Annotated in this window: 22 protein-coding genes and 1 other annotated feature; of the genes, 20 read left to right on the top strand and 2 right to left on the bottom strand. The window is 42.6% G+C overall.

What is annotated here, in order from left to right; genetic code table 11:
* Positions 1-137: 137 nt before the first annotated feature.
* Positions 138-1799, bottom strand: a complete 1662-nt coding sequence (locus tag PCY11_RS09100) for an NFACT family protein (protein ID WP_070846028.1) — start codon at positions 1797-1799, stop codon at positions 138-140.
* Between the two features lie 150 nt (positions 1800-1949).
* Positions 1950-2181: a binding site (T-box leader), on the top strand.
* A gap of 132 nt (positions 2182-2313) precedes the next feature.
* Here PCY11_RS09100 and trpX point away from each other — a divergent pair.
* From trpX to pheT, 5 genes are all read left to right on the top strand, one after another.
* On the top strand, positions 2314-3315 hold the full coding sequence (trpX, locus tag PCY11_RS09095; protein ID WP_037615563.1) for a tryptophan ABC transporter substrate-binding protein: 1002 nt from the start codon (positions 2314-2316) through the stop codon (positions 3313-3315).
* A gap of 123 nt (positions 3316-3438) precedes the next feature.
* Entirely contained in the window at positions 3439-3858 is a 420-nt protein-coding gene (locus PCY11_RS09090) for a chromosome partitioning protein ParB (protein WP_070661943.1), read from the top strand.
* Between the two features lie 314 nt (positions 3859-4172).
* The gene (gene pheS / locus PCY11_RS09085) at positions 4173-5228 is read left to right on the top strand and encodes a phenylalanine--tRNA ligase subunit alpha (RefSeq protein WP_070846030.1); all 1056 of its coding nucleotides are present in this window, start codon (positions 4173-4175) and stop codon (positions 5226-5228) included.
* On the top strand, positions 5222-5746 hold the full coding sequence (locus PCY11_RS09080) for an N-acetyltransferase (RefSeq protein WP_070846032.1): 525 nt from the start codon (positions 5222-5224) through the stop codon (positions 5744-5746). The genes pheS and PCY11_RS09080 overlap by 7 nt, the downstream gene beginning before the upstream one ends.
* A 73-nt stretch (positions 5747-5819) precedes the next feature.
* Positions 5820-8225: a phenylalanine--tRNA ligase subunit beta gene (gene pheT / locus PCY11_RS09075; RefSeq protein WP_301362710.1), complete on the top strand. Its 2406-nt coding sequence runs from the start codon at positions 5820-5822 to the stop codon at positions 8223-8225.
* Between the two features lie 53 nt (positions 8226-8278).
* On the opposite strand, the gene PCY11_RS09070 is transcribed toward pheT, so the two are convergent.
* A complete protein-coding gene (locus tag PCY11_RS09070; protein ID WP_049472354.1) occupies positions 8279-8749 on the bottom strand; it encodes a GNAT family N-acetyltransferase in 471 nt (156 codons plus the stop codon).
* A gap of 234 nt (positions 8750-8983) precedes the next feature.
* Between PCY11_RS09070 and PCY11_RS09065 the strand changes: the two genes are divergently transcribed.
* From PCY11_RS09065 to PCY11_RS08995, 15 genes are all read left to right on the top strand, one after another.
* A complete protein-coding gene (locus PCY11_RS09065; RefSeq protein WP_024056335.1) occupies positions 8984-9292 on the top strand; it encodes a hypothetical protein in 309 nt (102 codons plus the stop codon).
* A 13-nt stretch (positions 9293-9305) separates the two neighbouring features.
* Complete coding sequence (locus PCY11_RS09060; RefSeq protein WP_023918610.1) at positions 9306-9515, top strand: helix-turn-helix transcriptional regulator; 210 nt, start codon at positions 9306-9308, stop codon at positions 9513-9515.
* Between the two features lie 2 nt (positions 9516-9517).
* Positions 9518-10315, top strand: a complete 798-nt coding sequence (locus PCY11_RS09055; protein WP_023918608.1) for a DUF3169 family protein — start codon at positions 9518-9520, stop codon at positions 10313-10315.
* Positions 10316-10326: 11 nt separating this feature from the next.
* The gene (locus PCY11_RS09050) at positions 10327-11220 is read left to right on the top strand and encodes an ABC transporter ATP-binding protein (RefSeq protein ID WP_023918606.1); all 894 of its coding nucleotides are present in this window, start codon (positions 10327-10329) and stop codon (positions 11218-11220) included.
* The gene (locus PCY11_RS09045; protein WP_023918604.1) at positions 11217-12431 is read left to right on the top strand and encodes an ABC transporter permease; all 1215 of its coding nucleotides are present in this window, start codon (positions 11217-11219) and stop codon (positions 12429-12431) included. Before PCY11_RS09050 ends, PCY11_RS09045 begins: the two co-directional genes overlap by 4 nt.
* 152 nt (positions 12432-12583) lie before the next feature.
* Positions 12584-13192: a hypothetical protein gene (locus PCY11_RS09040; protein ID WP_049522585.1), complete on the top strand. Its 609-nt coding sequence runs from the start codon at positions 12584-12586 to the stop codon at positions 13190-13192.
* Entirely contained in the window at positions 13189-13818 is a 630-nt protein-coding gene (locus tag PCY11_RS09035; RefSeq protein ID WP_003007942.1) for a hypothetical protein, read from the top strand. The genes PCY11_RS09040 and PCY11_RS09035 overlap by 4 nt, the downstream gene beginning before the upstream one ends.
* Positions 13815-14447, top strand: coding sequence for a hypothetical protein (locus PCY11_RS09030; protein WP_070846038.1), 633 nt, complete (start codon positions 13815-13817; stop codon positions 14445-14447). The genes PCY11_RS09035 and PCY11_RS09030 overlap by 4 nt, the downstream gene beginning before the upstream one ends.
* Complete coding sequence (locus PCY11_RS09025; RefSeq protein WP_024056326.1) at positions 14444-15073, top strand: hypothetical protein; 630 nt, start codon at positions 14444-14446, stop codon at positions 15071-15073. The genes PCY11_RS09030 and PCY11_RS09025 overlap by 4 nt, the downstream gene beginning before the upstream one ends.
* On the top strand, positions 15070-15678 hold the full coding sequence (locus PCY11_RS09020) for a hypothetical protein (protein ID WP_003007937.1): 609 nt from the start codon (positions 15070-15072) through the stop codon (positions 15676-15678). Before PCY11_RS09025 ends, PCY11_RS09020 begins: the two co-directional genes overlap by 4 nt.
* A gap of 111 nt (positions 15679-15789) precedes the next feature.
* Entirely contained in the window at positions 15790-16713 is a 924-nt protein-coding gene (locus tag PCY11_RS09015) for an aldo/keto reductase family oxidoreductase (RefSeq protein WP_003007935.1), read from the top strand.
* 162 nt (positions 16714-16875) lie between these two features.
* Positions 16876-17451, top strand: coding sequence for a TetR/AcrR family transcriptional regulator (locus tag PCY11_RS09010; RefSeq protein WP_070846040.1), 576 nt, complete (start codon positions 16876-16878; stop codon positions 17449-17451).
* Positions 17448-18128: an ABC transporter ATP-binding protein gene (locus tag PCY11_RS09005; protein WP_070665383.1), complete on the top strand. Its 681-nt coding sequence runs from the start codon at positions 17448-17450 to the stop codon at positions 18126-18128. The genes PCY11_RS09010 and PCY11_RS09005 overlap by 4 nt, the downstream gene beginning before the upstream one ends.
* A gap of 3 nt (positions 18129-18131) precedes the next feature.
* The gene (locus PCY11_RS09000; protein WP_070846042.1) at positions 18132-19277 is read left to right on the top strand and encodes an FtsX-like permease family protein; all 1146 of its coding nucleotides are present in this window, start codon (positions 18132-18134) and stop codon (positions 19275-19277) included.
* A gap of 258 nt (positions 19278-19535) precedes the next feature.
* Complete coding sequence (locus tag PCY11_RS08995) at positions 19536-21299, top strand: glycerophosphoryl diester phosphodiesterase membrane domain-containing protein (protein ID WP_070846080.1); 1764 nt, start codon at positions 19536-19538, stop codon at positions 21297-21299.
* Positions 21300-21684: the final 385 nt, after the last annotated feature.

Genomic DNA, 21684 nt, shown 5'->3' with positions numbered 1-21684 from the left:
GACGCAGTGGTTGAGTGGGCTCTACTACGCTGATTTCATCAGCTTTTACAGCCCTACTCAACTGTGCGGAGGTGGGACGACGAAATCGAATTCTAACGAATTACCGATTTCTGTCCCACTCTCTTTTATTTTTGAAATCAGTCTGTTAGTTTCATGGCTTTGATTTTTTCTTCTTCTGGGGTAACCCTCAGAGTCTTCTGGCCAGTATAGGTCACAAAGCCTGGTTTTCCTCCGGTTGGTTTATTGAGTTTCTTGGCTTCGATCATATCTACTTGTACCAGATTTGAGAGACGGGCCTTGGAATAGTAGGCGGCCAACTCTGCGGCATCGGTCTTCACTTCATCCGTCGGATCGAGATTTCCTGTAATGACGACATGGCTGCCTGGGATATCTTTGGCATGGAACCAGAGCTCGTCTTTTTTAGCGATCTTAAAGGTCAGTTCATCGTTTTGCAGATTATTGCGACCCACTAAAATGATGGTTTTGCCATCACTAGCCAGGTATTTTTCTGGTTTTTTCCGTTTATGGATTTTTTCTCGGTTGCGCCGTTTGATAAAGCCGGTCTGGATTAACTCTTCACGAATCTCTGCCACCTCAGCCAGGCTCGCTTGAGAAAGGGCCGTTTCAACAGTTTCAAGATAAGAAATGGTTTCCTTGGTTTCTTGAATGAGGATGGTCAAATGTTTGACGGCTTCTTTTAACTTCTGGTAGCGTTTGAAGTAGCGTTGGGCATTTTGATTGGGGGTCAGGGCCTTGTTAAGTTGAATGGTGATCGGTTCATTTGTATAGTAATTATCCAAAACAACCTGGTCTTGGTCGTTGGGTACCTGATGGAGGAAGGTTGTCAGCAATTCTCCTTTTTGGCGGAATTCTTCCGCATTGTCGGTCGCCACTAACTCAGCTTCTTGTTTGGCTAATTTTTTCCGGTTCTTTTCAAGATCGTTTTCGACCTTGCGGATCAATTCACTGGCCTGTTGTTGCACTCGATCGCGCTCAGCCTTGTCTCGGTAATAGTTATCCAGCAGATCGGAAAGTGTCTCAAAGGTTTGATTGGTCGCATCTGCAAAGGGGATAGCCGAGAAGGATTTGGTCGTTAGGCGAGGCTCAGAAGGTGCCTCGAAAAAGGCACGGAAGGTCTTTAATTTTTCATCCGTCTCAAGTCGCTTGGCCAATTCTTGAGCCGTATCTCGCCCCAAACCTTGGAAACATTTTTGAAGGTTCTTTGGGCTTAATTCTTCCTTGTGAAGAAGGGCAAAGAGGGCTTCATCTCCAATTGTAAAAGGATTGACTGCGTTGGTTTTCGGAGGAGCTACATAGGTTGATCCAGGGAGAATGGTCCGGTAGCTATTTTGTGAGAAGCCGACATGTTTAATGGCTTCGATAATTTTATTGCTGGTGCGGTCCAGGAGAATAATATTACTGTGCTTGCCCATGATTTCGATCATGAGGCTGACAGAAATGGCATCTCCAATTTCGTTTTTATTGGAGACACGGATTTCAAGAATCCGGTCGTTTTCCATTTGCTCAATTCCTTCAATGACAGCGCCTTGAAGATATTTGCGCATAACCATAATAAAGGTATTGGGAAAGGCAGGATTTTCAAAGTTGGTCTGGGTCCGTTGAATCCGTCCAAAGACAGAATGGGCAGAGAGCAAGAGCTTTTGGTTTTTCCGATTGCCTCGGATTTGGAGCACCAATTCTTGCTCGAAAGGTTGGTTAATTTTTTGAATGCGACCGCTCAATAGTTCGGCCTTCAATTCTTGCACCATATGGTGTAAAAAAAATCCATCAAAAGACATGGGATTCCTCATCATTCTAGCGTTTATTCTAGTAAATTATATCAAAATTAGTGCGGAAATCCTAGAAAGAAGCTAGGGGCTGTTCAATAGAAAATGCGAACGTTTTCAAAAAAATGCAGAAAAAGTATTGACAATTTTGAAAGAAAATTTTAAAATGTAAGAAATTAGAAAAGTAGTAAATGAAAGTTTCAAGAGAGCCCACGGTTGCTGAGAGTGGGTAGCGGCAGTTTATGAAATTGGACTAATGATGAGATGAATTTGAAACAATAAAAATTCGGTTGGCACACCTTATCGTGCAACTTGTTGCTAGACAAGACAGAGATATGGGGGAGACTATCTTTTTCCCATAAGTGAGGTGGCACCGCGATGACACGTCCTCACATAGCTTTTGCTATGTGTGGGCGTGTTTTTTGTTTTAGATGAGAAGGGAGAAAAGATATGAAGAAACGATGGCGTCGCAGTCTTTAGATGATGGAAAAAAAGAAGAAAATGAAAAATAGAAGAGGTATTAAAAATGAAAAATAAACGTTTAATGGGAATTATTGGTTTGATTGCAGCAGCAGTCATTGGGACAGCGATCTATTCAGCTACAGCAGGCAAAGATAACAAGGCAGCAAGCAGCAATGAAAAGGCTAAAGTTGGGGTCTTGCAGTTGGTCAGCCACCCTTCGCTCGACTTGATCTACAAAGGGATTCAAGATGGTTTAGCTGAAGAAGGTTATGACAAGGACAAAGTGGACATTGATTTCCTCAATGCAGAAGGCGACCAAAACAAAGTTGCGACCATGAGTAAACAATTGGTAGACAAGGATAACCAAGTCTTGATTGGGATTGCAACTCCATCTGCTCAAGGTTTGGCTAGTGCAACCAAAGACAAACCAATTGTCATGGGTGCTATCACCGATCCGGTCGGTGCTAAATTGGTCAAAGATTTAAAAAAACCAGGTGGCAATATCACTGGGGTATCTGACCACAATCCAACTGAGCAACAGTTGAAATTGATCAAAGAGTTGACTCCAAACGTGAAAACAATCGGAATCCTATACTCAACCAGTGAGGATAATTCTAAAACGCAAGTAGAAGAATTTACAAAATTGGCTGAAAAAGCAGGTTACAAGGTGGTTCCTTATTCAGTACCTTCTACAAATGAAATTGCTTCAACAGTATCTGTGATGACTGGGAAAGTGGATGCCATCTGGGTTCCAATTGACAACACCATCGCTTCAGCCTTCTCAACTGTAGTCGAAGCAAACAAAACAGCTAAAAAACCAATCTTCCCAAGTGCGACAGCTATGGTAGAAGCTGGTGGTCTTGGTTCAGTCGTTGTCGACCAACATGATCTTGGAGTAGCAACTGGTAAAATGGCTGCGAAGATCTTGAAAGGTCAAAAACCTGCGGATACACCTGTTGAAATCTTTAGCCAAGGAAAATCTGTCATCAATAAAAAAGTCGCTGATGAATTGGGCATTACTATTCCAGAATCTGTCTTGAAAGATGCTGGACAAGTCATTAAATAAAAAGGAAACGAATCACAAGAATGGCAGGGGAATTTAGCATTGGTAGGTCTTTAAATTGTGATATTTAAAAATGTTTACCAGTGCTCACGACCAGCTTTGTTACTCATGATAGAGGAGAAAGATATGGAAGTTAATATAACAGATCTTCATCCGACCCAACTATATTTATCAGAAAAGAAGTTACAAGCTATTCAGATGCTGGATCAGTCGGCAGACATCATCAATGTAGATCCAATTAGTGTTCTTGCATTTGGAAATCGCTTCTTGATTACAGACGGGCATCACAGGGCTTATCAGGCTTTATTGGCAGGTCGGGATATGATTTCTGCTGAGCTTGATAGAGATGGTGGCGATGAGTTGTATGCTCTCTATGCGCAAGCTTGCGAGGAAAGAAAGATAACCTCTGTTTTGGATTTAAAACATCGTATCTTACCTCAAGATGAGTATGAAGCAAAATGGTATAACTGGTGTGATGGTTTTAACCAAGCAGCCACTCTTCTATTGAAGAAGAAAGCAGATGCAACAGACAAGGTAAATAGATAATGCACTGCCTCTTGTTCCTTTGTCTATTGAAATTAGTCTCATCTAACTTGTTTTTTAACAAAAAATCTGCTAAACTAGATAGTAATCGAATAGAAATCTGCAAGACTAGTATCTCAATGGAAGTGCGACAGGGAGAAGGGCCGTGACTGAAAGCTCTTTGCATGAAAGCTGAGTGAATTCACTTGCGTAAAGGATTTAGAAATTAAGGTCTGGTTTACAGATAAAAACGGATGGTACCGCGTGTCAACGCTCCGAATGTGGGTGTTGGCGCGTGGTTTTTTCTATGTCTGTAGAGGGACCATGGTGGAGGAAATATGTCAACGATTGAAGAACAATTAAAAGCGCTTCGCGAAGAAACGCTGGCAGCTTTGAAGCAGATCTCTGCTGAAAATGAAAAAGAATTGCAAGAACTACGGGTCTCTGTCCTTGGGAAAAAAGGATCTTTGACTGAGATCCTCAAAGGGATGAAAGATGTCTCTGCTGAGATGCGTCCGGTTATCGGGAAACACGTCAATGAAGCTCGCGATGTCTTGACGGCTGCTTTTGAAGAAACAACCAAACTCTTGGAAGAAAAGAAAGTCCAAGCTAAACTAGCTAGCGAAAGTATCGATGTGACGCTTCCAGGGCGTCCGGTTGCTAGTGGTTACCGTCATATCTTGACCCAAACCAGTGAAGAAATCGAAGATATCTTTATCGGAATGGGTTACCAAGTCGTGGATGGCTTTGAAGTGGAGCAAGACTACTACAACTTTGAACGCATGAATCTGCCTAAAGATCACCCTGCGCGGGATATGCAGGATACCTTCTATATCACAGAAGAAATCTTGCTTCGGACCCATACCTCACCAGTACAGGCGCGGGCGATGGATGCGCATGACTTTAGCAAGGGACCATTGAAGATGATCTCTCCAGGGCGTGTTTTCCGTCGGGATACAGATGATGCGACCCACAGCCACCAGTTCCATCAGATCGAAGGTTTGGTTGTTGGGAAGAACATTTCTATGGCAGACCTTCAAGGAACGCTACAATTGATCGTGCAAAAGATGTTTGGTGCAGAACGTCAAATCCGTCTGCGTCCTTCTTACTTCCCATTCACTGAGCCATCGGTTGAGGTGGACGTTTCTTGCTTCAAATGTGGTGGAGCTGGATGTAACGTATGTAAGAAAACTGGTTGGATTGAAATCATGGGAGCCGGTATGGTTCACCCACGCGTCCTTGAGATGAGTGGTATTGACCCAACAGTTTATTCAGGATTTGCCTTTGGACTTGGTCAAGAGCGTGTGGCTATGCTTCGTTACGGAATCAATGATATCCGTGGCTTCTATCAAGGGGATATCCGTTTTTCAGAACAATTTAAATTATCATGTTAGTAAAAGTTAAGCCTAATGAATTTCAAATTTTAAGGGAATTAGAGGTGGAAACCTACGGGGATACCTTTGGTCCCTACATCTCGGATGCCGATATGGAAGATTATTACCAGACAGTTTTATCGCTAGAGCAAATCCAAAAGGATTTGGCAGACCCGGAATCAGAGACCTATTTTGTCCTTGATCACCATCAGGAAATTTGTGGTTTTCTCAAGTTTAACTGGGGTAAGGCACAAACAGAGCCAGTAGAGATGGACAATGCTTTTGAAATCCAGCGCATCTATGTCAAAAAAGAACATCATGGCAAGGGCTATGGCAAGGAAATGTTTACCTTTGCCTTGAAAGAGGCTCAAAAACGTGGATTTGACTGGGCCTGGCTGGGTGTCTGGGAACGAAATTTTAAGGCACAAAACTTTTACAAACAATTCGGATTTGAACGGTTTAGCGAGCACCACTTTATCACAGGGGAAACCGTGGATACAGACTGGTTGCTGCGCAAGCATTTGAAGGAGAATCCGTAAGCTTAATTGTGGGTTCAAATTGAGAGAAAGGAATTGAGAAGATCTCACCTAGTGGGATCTTATGATCGGAATTATGTTAGTATCATATAAATGGTTAAAACAATTGGTGGACGTGGATGTGCCATCAGAAGAATTGGCTGAAAAAATGTCAACTACAGGGATCGAAGTAGAAGGTGTGGAATCGCCTGCTGATGGTCTCTCAAAAATTGTCGTCGGAGAAGTCTTGTCTTGTGAAGATGTGCCAGAGACACACCTTCATGTCTGCCAAGTTAATGTGGGTGAAGAAGAAGCCCGTCAAATCGTCTGTGGAGCACCAAATGTGCGTGCAGGCATCAAGGTCATGGTGGCTCTTCCAGGTGCTCGCATCGCGGACAACTACAAGATCAAAAAAGGGAAAATCCGTGGGTTGGAATCTCTCGGAATGATCTGCTCACTTGGTGAATTGGGCATTTCTGATTCCGTTGTACCGAAAGAATTTGCAGATGGGATCCAAATCTTGCCAGAAGATGCTGTCCCAGGTGAGGAAGTCTTCTCTTATCTAGACTTGGATGATGAAATCATCGAGCTTTCTATCACTCCAAACCGTGCAGATGCTCTTTCGATGCGTGGGGTAGCTCACGAAGTAGCAGCCATCTATGACAAGGCTGTCAACTTCAAAGACTTTACCTTGACCGAAACAGACCAAGTTGCAGCGGATGCTCTTTCTATCAGCATTGACACAGACAAGGCTCCTTATTATGCAGCTCGTATCTTGGACAATGTGACCATCGCACCAAGTCCACAATGGTTGCAAAACCTCCTCATGAACGAGGGCATCCGTCCCATCAATAATGTCGTTGACGTGACCAACTATATCCTGCTTTACTTTGGTCAGCCTATGCATGCCTTTGACTTGGATACTTTTGAAGGAAATGACATCCGTGTGCGTGAAGCGCGTGCTGGTGAAAAATTGGTGACCTTGGACGGGGAAGAGCGTGAGTTGGAAACAAGTGATCTCGTGATTACGGTTGCTGACAAACCAGTAGCCCTTGCCGGTGTCATGGGTGGAGAGGCTACAGAAATCTCTGAAAAGTCTAGTCGTGTCGTCCTTGAAGCTGCTGTCTTCAATGGTAAATCAATCCGTAAGACTAGTGGTCGCCTCAACCTTCGTTCAGAATCTTCTTCTCGCTTTGAAAAAGGCATCAATGTGGCAACCGTTAATGAAGCCCTTGATGCAGCTGCAAGCATGATTGCAGAATTGGCTGGTGCAACTGTTCGTAAAGGTATTGTTTCAGCAGGTGAATTGGATACTTCTGATGTAGAAGTTTCTTCCACTCTTGCAGACGTTAACCGTGTCCTTGGTACTGAGCTTTCCTACGCGGATGTAGAGGATGTCTTCCGTCGTCTTGGTTTTGGCCTTTCTGGAAATGCAGAAAACTTCACAGTCAGCGTTCCTCGTCGCCGTTGGGACATCACTATCGAAGCGGACCTCTTTGAAGAAATTGCTCGAATTTATGGTTATGACAAATTACCAGCAACCCTTCCAAAAGATGACGGGACAGCCGGTGAATTGACAGCGACTCAAAAATTGCGTCGCCAAGTTCGGACTATCGCTGAAGGGGCTGGATTGACTGAAATCATTACTTATGCACTGACAACTCCTGAAAAAGCAGTGGAGTTCACGACTGCACCAAGCAACTTAACGGAGCTCATGTGGCCAATGACTGTGGACCGTTCTGTTCTCCGTCAAAATATGGTTTCAGGTATTTTGGATACAGTTGCCTACAACGTAGCGCGTAAGAACAAAGATTTGGCCCTCTATGAGATCGGAAAAGTCTTTGAACAGAAAGGCAATCCAAAAGAAGACTTGCCAAATGAAATCAACAGCTTTGCTTTTGCTTTGACAGGTTTAGTTGCTGAAAAAGATTTCCAAACTCCAGCTGTTCCGGTTGACTTCTTCTATGCCAAGGGAATCTTGGAAGCCCTCTTTGCTCGCTTGGGTCTTGAAGTGACTTATACAGCAACACAAGAAATCAAGAGTCTCCACCCAGGACGGACAGCCTTGCTCTCACTTGGTGACCAGGTGATTGGGGTCTTGGGGCAAGTGCATCCTGTAACAGCTAAGTCTTATGATATCCCAGAAACCTATGTGGCAGAATTGAACTTATCTGCTATTGAAGCAGCTCTTCAACCAGCCGCAGCCTTTGTGGAAATCACTAAATTCCCAGCTGTGAGCCGTGATATCGCCCTTCTCCTCAAAGCAGAAGTGACTCACCAAGAGGTGGTCGATGCCATCCAAGCAGCTGGCGTGAAACGTTTGACAGATATCAAACTCTTTGACGTCTTCTCAGGCGAAAAACTAGGACTTGGTATGAAGTCAATGGCTTATAGCTTGACCTTCCAAAATCCAGAAGATAGCTTGACAGATGAAGAAGTTGCACGCTACATGGAAAAAATCCAAGCTTCTCTCGAAGAAAAAGTAGACGCAGAAGTACGTTAAAATGTGTATAGAAAAAACCGTTGATGACTCATCAACGGTTTTTAAAATTCATTTTACAAGATGGTTTCCATGACCGTTTCTTGAGGTTTCATGCCCTGTCTTTGATAGAAGCGAAGGGCTCCTTCATTGTCATTCCAGACATTAAGAGTCAGGTTGTAGCAGCCGATTTCCTTGGCATAGCTGACAGCGAATTGATAAAGTTGATCACCGATCTTTTGTCCACGCGCTGCTTGATCGACACACAAGTCTTCGATGAAGAGGGTTTTTATCGGATGAAGCACAGGATTGTCAGAGACTTCTTTAATGGTGATGAAGAGATGTCCTAGGATCTGGTCATCCGCATTTTCGTAGACGAAAATCGGTGTCTGCTCTTGCGTCATTAACTTTTTCAATTCTTCTTCACTATATTTTCCGCCACTTTCTTTGAAAATATCGGGACGGGCTTGGTGGTGAACGGAAAGAATTTGTTCTAAGAGACCAAGCAAAGCAGGAATATCTTTTGGTTGAGCTGAACGAATCGTCATGTAGATCCTCCTTAGTAGTATTTTCTTCATTATAAAAATTTCTTACAGAGCTTGTCAATGGAAAAAGGAACGCTAAAAGGTGCGCAAATGCGGGCCTTTTATTTCTTACCTCAAATGATCTTGTCAACCATATTTTTATTTTTGACAAATATTTTTATTTTTTTGACAAATATGCTTGTCAAAAAGAAAAAGAAGTGTTACAATGTTTTTAGTTGAAAGAAGGGGAGGTTTCTTATGGGAGCCATATGGATTCTATTTATCCCTTTTCTGGTTATCGTTTATGCAAGCTCAGAAAAGAAGATAAAAGGATTGAACAGACGCATCAGACGATTAGAAAAACAAGTGAAAGGAAATCAAGACATGTCTAGACTTTTAGAAGAATTGAAAGGCCAAACGGCCACTGTTACAGTAGATGGTGTTGGATTTGAGTATGAAATTATAGATATCGATGAAGATTGGGTCAAACTGACCCGTGTGATTCATAAACAACAGAGGGAAACCAAGTTAGTCCGTATCGAAGATATTCAAGGTATTCAACTATAAGGGGGCTGATGCCATGATTTTAAAAAATCGATTGAAAGAGCTGAGGGCGCGTGATGGTCTCAACCAATCTGAGCTAGCCAAGCTAGCTGGAGTCTCGCGCCAGTCGATCAGTCTCTTGGAGAGAGGGGAGTACACCCCTTCGGTTATCATTGCGATCACCATCGCCCAGATATTCAAGGAACCGGTGGAAAATGTTTTTAGTCTAGTAGAGGAAGAGGAATAACAATGAAAAAGAAGTATAAAGAAAGGTCAGCCCGTTTTCGTTTTTGGAGAAATGTAGGGATCATTACAGTTTCCGGCTTGATAGGAGGAGTTATCAGTTTTTTGACAGGAATGTTTGGATCCGAAAAGCCCCTAGAAATCCAATCCTTCTTTAGTAAAGAAGTACTTCTTTTGGGCTCAGCAGTTTTATTCTTAGTCGCATTTATACTCACGATAACCTTACTGATGTGCGCGAGAAAAGTCCATCAAAAAATGCTCCAAATAGAAGACGATGATGAAGCCTATCACTATGACATCCAGAAGAAAAAACTATATGGCTTAGCGACCATTTTTAAAGGCATCATGATCTTGCCCTACTTTTTATTCGTCATTTTTTATAGTCAATTGGTTTACTTAGATAGACCTGGCGCTGGGGACATGGCTTTTATCTTTGGAGACTTTACCATGCTCTATCTCTTTCTTGTCTTGATTGCCCTATTTTTCCTATCGGATATCTTCTTTCGCAAGACCTTCCATCTGATTTATGGAAAACCGATTCCCCGCAATGCCAATGCCAAGGAAGTGCGTGAATTTATGATGAGTATGATGGATGAAGCAGAAAAGCAGATTAGCTACGAGGAAAACTATGAAATTATCATTAAGTTAAGCAATTATATCTTACCGATTTCCTTAATTGCGATATTCTTAGTTGGCATTGCTTTCCATACAGATATCTTGTTAGCATTAGTAGTGGTATCACTGATTTATGTCTATATCTTGGTCTCACAATACAAGATTACCAAACGTTATTATAAAGAGTAGAGGAGTCATCTATGTTAGAAATTAGAAATTTAGAAAAAAGCTTTGGGAATAAGCAGGTTCTCTTCGGAGTAGATCTGACAGCTCAACAAGGGCATATCCTTGGCTTAGTTGGGAAAAATGGTGCCGGGAAAACAACTATTTTCCACAGTATCTTGCGCTTTTTGGACTACAGTGGCGAGATTCGCCTAGGTGGCAAAGCGATCACCCAAGAAACCTACAAGGAAATTGGCTATTTGCCAGAAGAACGTAGTCTTATGCCAAAACTCACGATTTTTGAGCAGGTCCGCTATTTGGCTGCCTTAAAAGGAATGAGCACTGCTGAGGTCAAGGAAAAATTACCGACCTGGATGGAAAAACTCCAAGTAAAAGGAAAATTGACCGATAAAATAAAGAGTCTCTCAAAAGGGAACCAACAGAAGGTTCAATTGATCATCACCTTGATCCATGAGCCTAAATTGATCATTTTAGATGAACCCTTTAGCGGCTTGGATCCGGTCAATACAGAAGTGCTCAAGCAGGTCATTTTTGAAGAAAAAGAGCGTGGGGCAACCATTATCTTTTCTGACCACGTCATGACCAATGTCGAAGAGTTGTGTGATGATATCCTAATGATCCGTGATGGTTCGGTTGTCCTTTCAGGGCCAGTCCAAGAGGTCCGTAATAGCTATGGCAAGACTCGTCTCTTTGTTTCTAACGACTTTAGCAAAGAAGAGCTAGAAGCTCTGCCACACGTGACCAAGGTCAGCATGACCAAGCAAGGTACTTGGAAGTTGATCTTGGATGATGCGTCAGCTGGTCCAGAATTATTTGACCGCTTGACCAAGGGTCGCTACCTAGCAACCTTTGACCACCAAGCCCCAACTATTGATGAGATTTTTAAACTTGAATCAGGAGTAGAAGTATGAAACAGATGTTTGTCGTAATGAAAGAAACCTATATCAGACAAGTGAAATCATGGAGTTTCCTCTTCATGGTCTTCGGTCCCTTCCTCTTTTTAGGATTGAGCATTGGAATCGGTTATCTGACAGGTTCTTCTACAGATGCCAAAAACCAGGTGGCCTTGGTGACAGAAGTTCCAGCTGTCAAAGAAAGTCTCAAAGGAACTGATGGCTTGACCTTGGACTACAAGGATGAAGCTGCAGCTAAAAAAGCTATCAAGGATGAGAAAGCAGCTGCTTACCTAACGGTCGATGAAAAAGATGGCCAGCTAGAAGCCACTTATGTGGGTGATCAAGCCATGAAAATGGAATTGAAAAGCCTTGTCACTGCGAAATTAAGCCAGGTCCAACAAGGGATCAATCTAGCGCGTGCCAATCTAAGCAAAGAGCAGCTGACAGCCTTGTCTCAACAGGTTTCTCTCAAAGAAAAAATTGACGAGAAAAAAGAAGGCTTGAAAATGGTGCAAACCATGGTTGCAGGTGGTCTGGGAATGCTGCTTTATATGATTTTGATCTTCTACTCTAGTATCACAGCCCAAGAAGTGGCCAGTGAAAAGGGAACCAAGATCATGGAAGTGGTCTTCTCTAGTATCAAAGCAACCGACTATTTCTTCGCACGCATGCTCGGACTCTTCGGAGTGATTTTTACCCATATTTTTGTCTATGTCGTTGGGTTAGTAGCTGTTTGGATTTTTAGAGCAGATATCCCAGTTGTCAAGGATATTCTCGCTCCAAACTCTCCAATTACCCAACACCTAGCAGAAGCGATCTCGCTTAATACCGTCTTCTTCATTATCCTTGGGATCTTTATGTATGTGGTGCTCTCTGCCTTCTTAGGTTCCACAGTTGCACGACCTGAAGATTCAGGAAAAGCGATTTCGCCACTGATGATGTTAGTTATCTTTAGCTTCCTTGGGGTAACCACCTTGGGAAGTGCCGGTGATGTCTTCTTATTAAAGATCGGTTCCTACATTCCTTTTATCTCAACCTTCTTCATGCCATTCCGTACCATCAATGGCTACGCGACTGGTCTTGAAGCTTGGGGTTCATTGGGAATTGCAGTTCTCTTTACCATTGTGGGAACAGTGCTCATTGCCCGTATCTATGCGAGCCTGATCCTTCAGACCGATGACCTCGGACCATGGAAGACCATCAAACGTGCTCTTAGCTATCGCTAATCAGCTGAGCTCTCAGTTATTGCTGAGGGCTTTTAGCATGCATTGAAATTTATCGGTGGACTATTTAAAACGATATACCTTCATATGAACATGTATTATTTATTAAATTATGATATGATGGATGGGAATAAAGAGAATAGAGAAAAGGACGAATGAGACTCTACATCAAAGGCGATTATACAAAAAGAGTACCTTATGGTTATTTAGAACTAGCTGGCAAAATGTGGTTTCCAGAAGAAAAGCAAGTATCTTACTCAAATGCAGGAGACAATGATGCATTACAAGAAGATTTTTCTGTAAATTTATCCCTGAGGAAAGGCACTGCCGATAAGAGATGGTCTAGTGTCCCCCTAAAGGAAGGGGTACGAAGACTCTTTTCACATCTTGACGAATGTATTGAGATAGAGTTTGAAAATGCATTCGCTACGGATTATAATGAAAAGGGAGACTATCTCCGTATTTTAACCAGCCATCTAGAAGTTTTAACAGTTGATAAACGCGCCATGTACATTATGGCGCTTGAGATTGCAAAGGTGATTGACGGGCAAATTAGCGAGGATAATAAGAAGACATGGCTAACAGTCGAGGAGTTTAGGAAAAAGCACGAGGCTATTCTATCTCTAACTTTTGAAGAAGCAAATGAACGAAGTTTGACTGAAATTCAAATGATGGATGTGGTAGATGACCCTCTTTGGGAGGAAGAAGCCACTCGTCGAAAAGAATATATACTAGCACATGGAGGCGATATCTCAGATTTATGAGACTATACATCAAAAGTGATTTTACGAAAAAAATAGACTTCACAACTAGAGAGCTTGTTTGGAAGATGTGGTTTAAGGAACGGAATGGCAAGAAAATAAGTTTCTCCAATGTTGGTGATGATGCTATGTTACAGGATGATTTTTACTTTGGTGTTCGGTTACACAAATGGTCTTCAGTTGACGAAAGATGGGATAAGGCTCCTTTTATAATTCCTAGTAATCCTTGGTTGTCTTTGGAATATGAGAGTATAACACTTGAATTTGAAAAAACTTTCATTACAGAGTGGAGAGAACGTGGAGATTATCTACGTATCGCAACATCTCATATAGATGTTTTAACTGTAGACAAACGTGCTTTATACATTATGGCAGCTGAAGTAGCATCTGCCATTGATGGTCAGATTAGCGAGGACGGCAAGCAAAATTGGCTAAGTGTAGAAGAATTTAAGGAATATCACAAGGATGTTCTTTCACTGACTTATGATGAAGCTGTTGAAATCAGTTTGGAAGAATTAAAGACAATGGTACCGGTAAGAGATCCTCTATGGGAAGAGGAGGAACGGCTTCGAGAAGAATACACCAAAATCCATGGTGAACGTGTTTATGACGATGAGGAAGACGATTGAAATTATATATCAAAGGCGATTACACCAAAGAAATTCCGTTTGATTATTTAGAACTAGCGAAGAGAATGTGGTTCGAAAGCTATCAAGGAGAAGGTATATCTCTCTCCTATTCTGGTTTTCTTCAAATCAGAGATGGGAATGATATAGCCATTCATCTAAAACTAAATAAACAGGATTATGACGAACGTTGGTTGTGTATTCCGATACAAGAAGGGATAAAATATCGTTTTTATTCACAAATTGATGAAGACCTAAATTTGGAATTTGAGAATGCTTATGTAACAGATTTTCGAGAAAATGGAGACTGTTTGCGTATCGCTTCTACCCACCTTGAACTGCTCACTCTTGATAAAAGAGCGTTCTATATCATGGCCATTGAGATTGCCACAATCTTTAATGGACAAATCAGTGAAGACGATAAGAAAACATGGCTAACAGTCGAGGAATTCAAGGAAAAGCACCAAGATATCTTATCTCTAACTTTTGATGAAGCAAATGAGATGAGTTTGGAAGAAATTCAGACGATTGACGCTATTGATGATCCCATCTGGGAAGAATTGGATAGGAAGCGTGAAGAGTACATCAAAATCCATGTCGAACGTGTTTATGACGATGAGGAAGAAGATTGAGAATTTATATTAAAGGTGACTATACAAAAGAAATCCCGTTTGATTACTTAAAACTAGCAAAGAGAATGTGGTTTGGGGAAAAAGATGGAATAGAACCTGACTTGTCGTATGCAGGGTATCTAGATTTACCAATCGAGAAACTTTCTATCCACTTAAAATTAAATAAGTGGATGCATGATAATAGATGGAGTAATGTTCAGATTAAGGAAGGGATAAAATATGATTTTTTATCCCATAAATATGAAGATATAGAGCTAGACTACGAAGATGCTATGATGTCGGACTTTCGTGAGAAAAGTGAATGTTTAAGAATCGCTACTAAGCACCTTGAACTCCTCACCGTTGATAAACGTGCTTTCTATATTATGGCCATTGAAATTGCGACTGCTATTGATGGTCAGATTAGCGAAGATGATAAAGAGAGCTGGTTAAGTGTGGAGGAATTTAAAAACCGGTATGAAGATATCCTATCGATGAGTTATGAACAGGCTAATGAGATGAGTCTGGAGGAAATTCCGTTTATGGATGATGTGAGAGACCCGGTTTGGGCAGAAGATGACCGCAGAAATGAAGAATACATCCGAATCCATGGAGAAGTGGAGTTGGATGACGAGGACGACGAGTGAAACTATATCTTAAAGGTAACTACGAAACTAACATCTATCAAGCCTGTATGGAATATCCTTGGAAAATGTGGTTCAAGGAACGTAAGGGAGTGCAGGTTGAGTTTTCTTATGCACGTGATGATGACTTCTATTTTAGTGTTAGTTTGGATAAATTTTCTTCAAATGATGAGCGTTGGGGAATGGCTGATTTTAGAGTAGGCAACGATCCTTGGGCGACTTTTAAGTATGAAGATATAAATTTAAATTTTGTAGATTCCTATGAAAGTGATGGACGAGAAAAAGGAAACTATCTACGAATCATCACGACTCATAAAGATATTCTAACGGTTGATAAGCGAGCTCTTTATATCATGGCAATTGAGGTAGCCTCTGCCATTGGCGGTCACATTAGCGAAGATGATAAGGAAACATGGCTGAGCATTGAAGAATTTAAAACAAAACATGCAGATTTGTTGCATTTAACCTACAATGAAGCGGTTGACATTAGCTTGAAAGAGATAGAAGCAATGAAAGCTGTTGATGAGCCACTCTGGGAAGAATTGGATCGAAAGCGTGAAGAATACATCCGAATCCATGGAGAAGTGGAGTTGGTTGACGACGAATGAGGCATTCTACTTCAATCTGTAAGCCTTCAGTTGTTTCTGAGGGCTTTTTGATTTCACATTGACTTTTGCAAGCCTTTTCACTACAATAGAACTACAGAAAAGGAGGCGGACATGAACTATATTGAGTTTGCTGAAAATGAGCGTCTGTCCACGATTGTCCTTGGGATGATGCGGATCAGTCAGATGAGTGAAGACGAGGTGGAGGCCTTGGTGGAGGCGGCCTTATCGATTGGGATCAACACTTTTGACCTGGCGGATATCTATGGCAATGGTCAGTGTGAGATCCTGCTGGGGAAGGTTCTCAAGGGCCGTCCGGATCTTCGGGATCAGATGTGGATCCAGTCTAAGTGTGGGATTCGCAAAGACGGCTTTACCTATTTTGATTTTTCTAAGGACTATATTTTGGACTCCGTCAATGGCATCCTCGAGCGTTTGCAGATTGAGCGCTTAGATAGTCTCCTCCTTCACCGACCGGATGCCCTCATGGAGCCGGAAGAAGTGGCGGCAGCTTTTGATCACTTGGAGCAAGCGGGCAAGGTCCGTCATTTTGGGGTGTCCAATCAAAATCCTATGATGATGGAATTGCTTAAAACAGCTGTCAAACAACCACTCAAGGTCAACCAGTTGCAGTTGAGTGCCGCCTTTACGCCTAGCTTTGAGGCTGGTTTTCATGTCAACATGGAAGGGCCAAAAGCAGCCGTGCGAGATGGCAGTGTCTTTGAATATTGTCGCTTAACCGATACGGTGATTCAAGCCTGGTCTGCCCTCCAGCATGGCTATTTTAAGGGGAACTTTGTCGGCAAGGAAGAGTTTGCGGCCCTCAATCATGTCCTCAATGACTTGGCGAAGAAATACCAGGTCACTCCGACAGCCATCGCCCTTGCTTGGGTCCTTCGCTATCCGGGTAAGATGCAGGCTGTCATCGGAACGACCAAACCCCAGCATGTCCTTGAAGCAGGGAAAGCAGCAACAGTCACTCTAACCCGCAAGGAATGGTACCAAATCTACTTGGCTGCAGGAAATGATTTGCCTTAGAATCTTGTTAGTAGACCAGACTTCACTTGTATCAGTGGGCTGGTCTTTTGTTTTATACTTTACGAATTTTTCTTGACAAGTCTTTCTTTTTTATGGTATTCTTTATGCAACAAGTGTTGCGCAACAACTGTTGCGCAACAACTGTTGCGCGAAAGGAGTCTTATGCCACCCAAGGTTAAATTTAGTAAAGAGGCTATCATTGGGACAGCTTTACAATTGGTGAGAGAAGAGGGCCTGGCTAGTTTGACGGCTCGAGCATTAGCGGATCAACTGGGAGCCACACCAAGGGTCATTTTTGGGCAATTTGCCAATATGGCTGAGTTACAAGCAGAGGTTGTTGTAGCTGCGGAAATGGTAGTGGTGGAGTATATTCGCAAGGCCCTAGATGATGAGAAGCCTTTTCGATCTGTCGGGGTTGCTTATATCCTATTCGCCTCAAAAGAGCCCCAACTCTTTCAGTTGCTTTTCCAAAATCCTAGCAAAGATCCGATTCGTCGCTTTCAAGATTTTCTTCCCATGAAGGATCATAGCTACCAATTGGTTCTGGAATCGATTGTCGCAGACTATCCATTGACGTTAGAGGAGGCTAGTCGCTTGTACCAGCATTTATTTATCTACTCACACGGGATGGCCTCTATGGTTGCTTCTGGCATTTATCAGTTCAGCATGGAAGAAGTGATTGGTTTATTGACAGAAGTTTGTCAATCTCTCATCAAAGAAATGGTAGGAAAGAAATGATTCAACTAGAAAATGTTCACAAAAGTTACGGCCAAACCAAGGTTTTAAAAGGGATTGATTTGCAGATTCAAGACCAGGATGATGTGGTTATCCTGGGACCTTCTGGATCAGGAAAGTCAACCCTCTTAAACGTGTTATCCGGATTAGAAAAGGTAGATGAGGGGCATATTCTCATTCAAGGACAGGATTTGTCTCAACTCACGGATGCTCAATTGACAGCCTTTAGACGTGAGAAGATCGCCTTTATTTTTCAGCAGTATTATTTATTACCGAATCTCACGGTTAGACAGAATGTAAAGATGGGAGCTGATCTGGCAAACAATCATGATTTTTTGCAGATCATCGAGGATTTGGGTCTTGGCGATAAGCTGGACAAGTATCCAAGTGAATTGTCGGGTGGGGAACAGCAGAGAGTCTCCATTGCTCGTGCCTTGGCCAAAAAGCCAGAGATTCTCTTCTTAGATGAGCCGACGGGGGCCCTAGATGAAGAAACAGGGCGCAAGATTCTCGACTATATCTGGAAGTTAAAGGAAAAGCTAGGCTTTACCCTCATTATGGTGACGCACAACCAAAATATTGCGGATATGGCCAGAACCATCATTCGTGTCAATAGTGGCAAGATTACCCAAGTTGTGACCAACGATCAGCCTCAGACTGCCTATGAGATTGGATGGTAAGACATGTTTTCAGTAAAAGATATTCGAAAATTAGTTGTCGTCAGTATCATTGGGGCTTGTGCGGTCTTTGTGGCCAATCTCTTCTTGAATTTTTACCTGGATATCGAGCAGTTGGAGATTTCTAAATCCAATCCGATGATTCAGACCTACTATGATGCCCAGGTTTCGCTATCTTGGATGGTGGCCATGGTCAGTGGGGTCGTCTTGTCCTTGACGTCGATCCTTCTCATGTGTTTTTATATCAAACAATTTGTTGATGACCACAAGGAACAATTAGGGATTTTAAAGGCTTTAGGCTATAGCAATAGCCAGTTGGCGAAACGATTTTGGGCTTTTGGACTCAGTTTTGGAGTTGGAGCACTTCTTGGCTATTTCGCTTCTTTTCTTATGATGGGTCATTTTTATGACTTTCGCAATGAGAAGGGGATTCTGCCAGACATTACCATTCATTTTCATTGGCAGCTCTTGGTCGCTTTGGTGATGCTGCCAACGACTTTCTTTATGGTCCTTGCGATTGGCTATGCTAGAAGACAACTACAAACGCCGGCCCTTCGCTTATTGAAAAAATCCCCAAGTCCAATCAAGGTCAAAAGGAGAAAAAGGGCTTCTAAGAAAGAGAAATCCTTCCTAAAAGAGCTGTCTTCGTCGCTGATTTGGGGGAGAAAATCGATCCTGTTTTTTGTGGTCTTTGGCTCTATGTGTTTCGCGTCCATGGTTCAATTGTCTTTTGGCCTAAGGGACTACACAGATGACATCATCCAAACCATGATGATTATGATTGGTTTGATCCTTTCTTTCTCAATCCTCTTTTTGTCATTGGGAATTGTCGTTTCAGAAAGTCGCGAAACCTTGGCTCTTATGAAGGCTTTTGGCTACACCGATCGTGAATGCCAAAGTCATATTCTCGCTCCTTATCGTTTCTGGGCTTATCTAGGATTTGCCCTTGGGACGGCTTATCAATACGGCATCATGGAAATCTTGATTGGTGTGATCAAAGATACGGTACCTGAAAAGATTGAGCACAACTTTGACTGGAATGTGTGCTTTTGGACCTTGCTTGGTTTTGCGGTGGTTTATGAAAGCCTCTTTTATCTATCCAACAGAAAACTCCAAAAGCAAACCATCAAAGAAGTGCTCTTAGCAGAATAAATAGAAAAGAGAGTGGGACAGAAATTGGTAATTCGTTAGAATTCGATTACGTCGTCCCACCTCCGCACAGTTGAGTAGGGCTGTAAAAGCTGATGAAATCAGCGTAGTAGAGCCCACTCAACCACTGCGTCTTGCTCGACAATCTAAAGACAATTGAGAGGCCAGGACTTTTGTCCCACTCTCTTTCTTTTGAAACGCATTGACAAGGGGAGGCTTTTCCGCTATTCTAGGGGAATGAAAGAAAGGAAAGGGATTGAGATGAAACGGACTTATTGGCAGGACCTGAAGGGGGGCTTTTACTTGATCTGGCGCAACAAATGGTCCTTTATCGCGATTGGAATTTTGCTACAATTTGTAGTTGGTATAGGGGCTGCGGCCTTGAGTTGGGTCTTTCATCTGGCAGTCTTGCTTGCGGGTCAGGCTAATATCGATAAGAACAACCTGGTCTCTGTTATGAGCCATCCCTTGAGCTTGCTGGCGCTTTTGGTCTTTATCATGGTCTTTGCTTTCTTGTTTATGCTGGAGATGCGGACCCTGATTTCGGTCATTTACCTATCGCGAACCGACCGACACTTGTCCTTTAAAAAGGTCTTGCGGCAATCATTTGGTCGCTTGAAGGACCTAGCGGGAAGGAATCTGCTTTATTTTCTGCTCTATCTCCTTTTGACCTTGCCTGTTGCAGGTGTCTTGATAGGATCGACCTTGACGGATGGGCTTTATATTCCAACCTTTATCACAGGGGAGTTTGAAAAGACCACGATTGGCTCCATCGGGCTCTTTGTGGTGCAGCTGACCTTTATCTATCTTAATCTTCGCTTGATCTATACGGTTCCCAACCTCGTGGTAGAGGAGTTGCCATTTGGTCGTGCCTTGAAAAAAAGCTGGACCATGACCAAAAGAGGAGGTTTTCGTCTCTTATGGAGAATTCTGTCCTTTGAGTTTCTCTTAACCTTTCTAGGGATTTTATTGATCTTGGGTTTGGTCTTTACCTTGACCGTGATCGATAAAGAAGGCCAGTATTTCTGGGTGGTGACCATCTTTTTGGTCTTGATTCGGACCTTCCTATTCATTTTTACAGTCTTGACAAAGGTGGGATCGCTCGGCATTATCTTGGATTCTGCATGGGAGGTACCGAGCCGATCGGTCATGCGCTCCAAAGGCAGTCGAAAGATGAAGGGGCTCTTTGCCCTGACAGTGGTCTTTCTAATGGTCCAATCGGGAATCTCAGCCTTTGAACTGGCAACCCTAAAGGTGAATGATCAGATCAAGCTCATCGCCCATAGAGGGGATGTTTCTAAAGGGGTAGAAAATTCCCTGGAAGCTTTAGAAGTAGCTGCCAAGGGAAAGGCAGCTTATGCGGAGATGGATATCCTTCTTACCAAGGACCATCAATTTGTCGTCATGAATGACTACAATCTCAAGCGTCTTGCTGGGGTAGACAAGGATGTGAAAGACATGACCCTTGCTGAGGTGCAAGGTCTCAAGATTCAACAGAATGGCCACACGAGTCATATCCCTTCATTTGATGAATATGTCAAACGGGCCAAAGAATTGAAGATGAAGCTCTTGGTCGAGCTCAAGCCCCATGGTGGAGAGCCTGCTAATTATGTGGATCTCTTTGTGCAGAAGATGCGGGACTTAGGGGTCGAAAAAGATTATCCGGCCATGTCTTTGGATCTGTCGGTCATGGAAAAGGTCGAGAAAAAAGCCCCTGAGATCAAGACCGGCTATGTCATTCCCATTCAATTCGGTCGCTTTGAAAAGGATTCGGTCGACTTCTTTGCGATTGAAGACTTTTCTTATCAGGAGGATTTGGTGACACAAGCCCATGAGATGAAAAAAGAGCTCTATGTCTGGACCATCAATAACAAGCAGAAGTTGACCAAGTATTTGCAACAACCTATTGATGGCTTGATTACGGATGAATTGACAGAGGCGCAAAGACTGAAAAAGGATTTGAAACAAAACAAGTCCTACTTTGATCGCTTCTTGAATCTCGTCGCTACGTCTAAGGAAGAATAAGACAGGATACGCCTAGAGAGAGTGGGACAGAAATCGGTAATTCGTTAGAATTCGATTTCGTCGTCCCACCTCCGCACAGTTGAGTAGGGCTGTAAAAGCTGATAAAATCAGCGTAGTATAGCCCACTCTGCCACTGCGTCTTGCTCGACAATCCAAAAACAATTGAGAGGCTAGGACTTTTGTCCCAGCCTCTTTTGTACTAGACCAACAGAAAAACGGATGCTGTCTAAAAATCTTGCATTTTTTTGCAATTTAGGTTACAATGAAAACTATAAAAAACGCGTAATCCCTAGGGTCTTTCCCTCAGGGAATTTTGTGTGTTTTGACCTATTTTCGATGGAAAGAAGCTTTGCTTCTACCGCAGGAAAAAGTATGAATAACATTG

This window comes from Streptococcus sp. SP8 (assembly GCF_030440045.1).
GTDB classification, from domain to species: Bacteria; Bacillota; Bacilli; order Lactobacillales; family Streptococcaceae; genus Streptococcus; species Streptococcus parasanguinis_I.
This window is presented reverse-complemented; position numbering and strand designations above follow the sequence as displayed.

Coding starts and splice junctions, on each gene's coding strand:
- PCY11_RS09080 (WP_070846032.1), top strand. CDS start 5,222: ATGTTAGTAAAAGTTAAGCCTAATGAATTTCAAATTTTAAGGGAATTA.
- PCY11_RS09065 (WP_024056335.1), top strand. CDS start 8,984: ATGGGAGCCATATGGATTCTATTTATCCCTTTTCTGGTTATCGTTTAT.
- pheT (WP_301362710.1), top strand. CDS start 5,820: ATGTTAGTATCATATAAATGGTTAAAACAATTGGTGGACGTGGATGTG.
- PCY11_RS09050 (WP_023918606.1), top strand. CDS start 10,327: ATGTTAGAAATTAGAAATTTAGAAAAAAGCTTTGGGAATAAGCAGGTT.
- PCY11_RS09100 (WP_070846028.1), bottom strand. CDS start 1,799: ATGTCTTTTGATGGATTTTTTTTACACCATATGGTGCAAGAATTGAAG.
- PCY11_RS09055 (WP_023918608.1), top strand. CDS start 9,518: ATGAAAAAGAAGTATAAAGAAAGGTCAGCCCGTTTTCGTTTTTGGAGA.
- PCY11_RS09005 (WP_070665383.1), top strand. CDS start 17,448: ATGATTCAACTAGAAAATGTTCACAAAAGTTACGGCCAAACCAAGGTT.
- trpX (WP_037615563.1), top strand. CDS start 2,314: ATGAAAAATAAACGTTTAATGGGAATTATTGGTTTGATTGCAGCAGCA.
- PCY11_RS09060 (WP_023918610.1), top strand. CDS start 9,306: ATGATTTTAAAAAATCGATTGAAAGAGCTGAGGGCGCGTGATGGTCTC.
- PCY11_RS09090 (WP_070661943.1), top strand. CDS start 3,439: ATGGAAGTTAATATAACAGATCTTCATCCGACCCAACTATATTTATCA.
- PCY11_RS09010 (WP_070846040.1), top strand. CDS start 16,876: ATGCCACCCAAGGTTAAATTTAGTAAAGAGGCTATCATTGGGACAGCT.
- PCY11_RS09070 (WP_049472354.1), bottom strand. CDS start 8,749: ATGACGATTCGTTCAGCTCAACCAAAAGATATTCCTGCTTTGCTTGGT.
- PCY11_RS09015 (WP_003007935.1), top strand. CDS start 15,790: ATGAACTATATTGAGTTTGCTGAAAATGAGCGTCTGTCCACGATTGTC.
- PCY11_RS09045 (WP_023918604.1), top strand. CDS start 11,217: ATGAAACAGATGTTTGTCGTAATGAAAGAAACCTATATCAGACAAGTG.
- PCY11_RS09040 (WP_049522585.1), top strand. CDS start 12,584: ATGAGACTCTACATCAAAGGCGATTATACAAAAAGAGTACCTTATGGT.
- PCY11_RS09000 (WP_070846042.1), top strand. CDS start 18,132: ATGTTTTCAGTAAAAGATATTCGAAAATTAGTTGTCGTCAGTATCATT.
- PCY11_RS08995 (WP_070846080.1), top strand. CDS start 19,536: ATGAAACGGACTTATTGGCAGGACCTGAAGGGGGGCTTTTACTTGATC.
- pheS (WP_070846030.1), top strand. CDS start 4,173: ATGTCAACGATTGAAGAACAATTAAAAGCGCTTCGCGAAGAAACGCTG.
- PCY11_RS09035 (WP_003007942.1), top strand. CDS start 13,189: ATGAGACTATACATCAAAAGTGATTTTACGAAAAAAATAGACTTCACA.